The sequence below is a fragment of the Candidatus Symbiopectobacterium sp. NZEC135 genome (assembly GCF_025962695.1).
On sequence record NZ_JAGFPF010000129.1, the window covers coordinates 1 to 4315 of the forward strand.

The following is a 4315-nucleotide window of genomic DNA, read 5'->3' on the forward strand; positions in this document are numbered from 1 at the left end:
ATTGAGTGAGCTGCTGTCGCCGTTGGCAAATTGCACTGCCGGGTTGGTTTTCAGCAGGTCCGTCACGTTGCCATCACCGGTGTTGCGTTGGGCAATCTCTTCGGAAGTCAGGTATTGCGGCGCGGACATCACATCGGTGGCTGGATGGCGGCCTACCACCCCTTGCACGCTGGTTTCCGGGATCACCAGCGCATCACGCGCGGTTTTTTGTGGGCGAACCACAAAGCCCGAACCCTGTGGCACCATTTCCAGCCCGGTGCCGAGCAGAATTTTTTGCAGCGCAGTCTCCGGCGTAAAAGTGCCGTTGAGCGCGGGCGCACGCAGCTGTTTTACTGCGGTTGCGTCATACAGCACTTGGATTTGGCCCTGGCGGGCAATGGCGTTGATCGATGTTGCCAGCGATTGTTCTGGCAGGGCTACCTGTACGTCTTTAGCGAAAGTCTGTCCACACCAGAGCAGGCCGGCGCAGACGGCGATGGTCAGTTTCTGCGGCCTGAAAGAGGGGAAACGGTTTCTTGTTATCATGTTTTTCGGTCTCAGCATCATGCCAAAATAAAAGAGTCATGAAGGAAGACTTAAGAATGAGAATTATCCTCACCTAGAAAAACACAAATTTTTGCATTATTTTTTCTTTTCTTTGTTTATCAATAGATTGTTCTGATCCTGCCAAACCACATTCACGGGCAACAGCAGGGGTAACGCATTAAAAAAGGCGGTTGGATCGTCCAGATTGACTTGCCCGGATAGGGGAAGATTGCCCAACGCAGCGTCCGACAGCGTGACATTCACCGCATAATAGGGCTTCAGCGTGGCAAGCACCTCGCGCAACGGTTGATTATCAAAACTGAGCTGGCCGAAGCGCCATTCTCCCACTGCGGCGAGTTCAATCGGATTTACCCTGAGACGATCGCCACGTGAGTAACTGGTTGCACTCTCACCCGCGTGCAGTAAGGTCTGAGGGGCATTGAGCGCAGTGGTAACCGCCACCACACCTTGAGAGACGGCAACGGATACCCGTTCTCCCGCTTTGAGGATATCAAAAGCGGTACCGACCACTTTCACCTGGCGCCCGTCAATCTCAACGTAAAAAGGGCGCTGCGGATCGGGGCTAACGCTAAAGTAGGCTTCGCCCGCCTCAAGCCACAGCCGGCGCTGATCGTGCTGATAGGCGATGCGCAGGTGTGAATCTCGGTTAAGCATGATGCGACTGCCGTCAGAGAGCTGAAAGGTTTTCGGCTGGTCGGACGTCGCCAATGTCATATTATCTTGCAGCAGGGCAGGCCACTGGCTGTAAGGCAACACCAGTGCGAACAGCATCAACAGACCCGCTGCCAGGTGCTTGAACGGGCGATATCCCCAGGAAAACCGCCGGGGGGCGGGGCGGGAAGCCAACGCCGGGCGCGGGAGTTCGGCGGCATCGCGCCAGAGCGTAAACATACTCTCGAAAGCGTGCCGGTGTTGCGCCGAGTTCGCCAGCCAGGCTTCCAGCGCCTGCCGCTGCGTGCGTGGCAGGTGGCGATTTTGGCTACGGGCAAACCACAGCGCCGCTTGCTCATCGATATCCGCCACCGATAGCGGGTCTGTTTGCACGTCAGGCCCTGTGCTCATTGTTCTTCCTCACTGTGTACCGCATTTTCCACATAGCGCTTGCAATGCAACATGGCCTTGGCGATATGTTTTTCTACCATACTGACAGAAATATCCATTTTTTCAGCAATTTCACTTTGTGACAGGCCATCAAACCGGCAAAGCACAAACGCTTCCCGCTGGCGCGGTGGCAGCGTCTCGATGGCATCATACAAACGCTGTAAGCGCTGCTGGTGATTTAGCACCTCGGCGGGATCGTCAGAGACAGAACCCGCGTGGTTCAGGTGCGCCTCTTCCTCCATGGGCGATTGCAACTGTTCTTGTTTCTGATGGCGATGCCAGTAATCAATCAATACATTGTTGGCGATTTTAAACAGAAACGCGCGGGATTCCTGAACCGGCGTATCCTCCCGTCGGTTGAGCCACTTAGCGAACACATCCTGCGACAGATCGCTGGCATCATGGCGGTTTCCCAAACGCTTCTGGAAAAAACGTTCCAATTGATGATAGGTTGATTGATAGGCATTGCCGATAAAATGCCGCAATGGTTTGTTTATAGTCATGTGCCTGGTGTTACCCGTCATACTTGAAGATGCAGGTGAGTTGGCTTACCCGAATCACTAACTTGCCGCCTTACTGCAACCCGAATTATTTAGGGTAAAATATTAAAAATGCGTGAAAAATCAGCTCTACTACATTGCTAGCGTGCCGTTTTTGGCACGAATGGCGATCGTTTCTTATTTTTTTTGGGTGTTGTACGTAATAAATAATAAATATCATTTGCATTCGCGTTGTGTCTATAATCTTCTGTAAAGAAAGTATTAAGCCCTTACGCTGTAGCAACATGTTTCCCTGTTGCTGTACCGGATAATGTGGCATGGCGAGCAGAGGCAATGAGCAGCATAGGTGTTTTCCCCCTTCCCCGACGTTTTTATCTTGGTGGTTCTGCCGCCAGTATTCTGTTTCATTTGAGCGTGGTGGCGATCGCGGTCGTCTGGTCAACGCGCGTGATGCAAAATCAGAAAGGCGCGCTGCCACCGGTGGTCAGCGTACAGTTGGGTGCCTACCAATTGGAAAAAGCGCCGCCTCAGGTGGTTGAAGGACCCAAGCAGGTCTTTTCAGCGCCCGAACCGCGCCAGCAGCAGGAACAACCCGACGAGCCCGTGCTGGATACCTTACCGGTAGTGGCGCAAGGGACGCTGGAAAAACGCGTTAAAGTGCGCGAAAAGCCGCGCCCGCAGAAAAAAGAGATACAGCCGGAGGTGCGTAGTGAACCGGCGCCTCAGGTCGCGGAAAGTGCACCTGCAACCTCGGCATACAGCGCCGGAGAGGCAACGCGCAGCGCTGCCAATTTCACCAGCGCGGCTCAGCAAGCGATCAGCGGGCAGGTGGGCTGGGAGAGCTTGTTGCATACGCATTTAGCGAAATTCAAACGTTATCCTCGCGCCGCATTGCGCTATCGGGCGACGGGAATTAGCCATGTCAGCATGGTGTTGAATGCGCAAGGTGAGGTGATTGACGCCGCGATTGTCACGACGTCCGGCAACCGCATTCTGGATAGCGAAGCGCTGGACATCGTTAAACGCGCTGCGCCGCTGCCGGCACCGCCGCCGCATGCGCTGAACCGTGAGGGTCAGGTGCAGGTGGTAGCACCCATTTCGTTTTATTTGTGAGCAGTCAGAACCGGTGGCGTTATGGCAAAACCTAGGCCATGGCCGCTGCGCGGTGCGGCCGACGCACCGCGTGCATCTTACGGTACTCCGACGGCGTAACCATAAACTCAGCCTTAAAGCGACGGCTAAGGTTTGAGATATCGTTAAACCCGCAGTCGTAAGCGATTTGAGTGATATTTTTATCTGCCATTAGTGGGTTCATTAACGCCGCTTTGTAGCGCTCCAATCGCTGTTGCTGTACCCAACGGTTTACTGATGTGCCCTGTTCCTGAAACAGTTTTTGCAACGAACGTACCGAAATGCCGCAGGCACTGGCACATTCATTGACGCTCAGTTGCGGGTTGGAAAGATGCTTTTCCAGATACTGCTGCGCGATATAAAACAGCGTTGAGTGCCCCAGGCTCTGGGTCGGCGCTGTCATGCTCAGTTCACTCAGCGAGGTGGCGATCAAATTCAGCAAAATATCCGCCAGATGTTGCGCATGCAGCGGCGGGATCGCATCCAGAAAAGGCACGTATTTCAGAATAAAACTGTACACCAGCGCGCCAGTGACGCTGTTACCGCGTATCGCTTTGGCGGTGAGATTCTGCGTATTGCCCAGTCGACTGGAAAATTTTTCTCTCGGGATCAGAATCTTGAATAACGAATAGTCATCATCAAAAGACCAGGTTACCGGCCTCGACATATCAAAAAAGCAAAAATCCCCCTGACGTAAAAAGGCGGTGCGGCCATCCTGCGACAGTTGGCTGGTGCCGAAGCGCTGTAGTTCAATGTAAAAATCGCCCTCCTGGCTCATCCCCTGTGAACGCGGCGTACTGCTGGTAGCGCGGTGGCCATTTGATTCCAGTTGCAGAAACTGAAGATCGAGCACCCGTCGTTCAGTTATATTGGCGTAAAAGCGCGATTGGGAAGGAGGGGCACTCATTCCGCACTCGTACGAGGAGAGAAAACGGCCCTTCACAATATCTCTGAACGCACCGAAACGCTCAAGGTCAGGAATATCCTGCGTTGTAAAAATGTTTCTCATCACGTTTGCCTTCATAAAAGACATATTC

5 protein-coding genes are annotated in these 4315 nt (G+C 53.5%); 1 reads left to right on the plus strand and 4 read right to left on the minus strand.

Translation table 11 applies throughout. From position 1 onward, the window contains the following. The 3 genes from J5224_RS23575 to J5224_RS23585 all read right to left on the minus strand — a co-directional run. A partial coding sequence (locus J5224_RS23575) for an STN domain-containing protein (protein ID WP_264627666.1) occupies nucleotides 1-525 on the minus strand: 525 nt, incomplete at its 3' end. A 96-nt stretch (nucleotides 526-621) separates the two neighbouring features. Next, on the minus strand, nucleotides 622-1608 hold the full coding sequence (locus J5224_RS23580) for a FecR family protein (RefSeq protein ID WP_264627667.1): 987 nt from the start codon (nucleotides 1606-1608) through the stop codon (nucleotides 622-624). Continuing rightward, a complete protein-coding gene (locus J5224_RS23585) occupies nucleotides 1605-2150 on the minus strand; it encodes an RNA polymerase sigma factor (RefSeq protein ID WP_264627668.1) in 546 nt (181 codons plus the stop codon). The genes J5224_RS23580 and J5224_RS23585 overlap by 4 nt, the downstream gene beginning before the upstream one ends. A 330-nt stretch (nucleotides 2151-2480) precedes the next feature. Here J5224_RS23585 and J5224_RS23590 point away from each other — a divergent pair, with 330 nt between their 5' ends. Then, nucleotides 2481-3260, plus strand: coding sequence for a TonB family protein (locus J5224_RS23590; protein WP_264627669.1), 780 nt, complete (start codon nucleotides 2481-2483; stop codon nucleotides 3258-3260). 31 nt (nucleotides 3261-3291) lie between these two features. Here J5224_RS23590 and J5224_RS23595 read toward each other — a convergent pair. After that, the coding region (locus J5224_RS23595; protein WP_319802474.1) for a helix-turn-helix domain-containing protein at nucleotides 3292-4315 on the minus strand (1024 nt) is incomplete at its 5' end.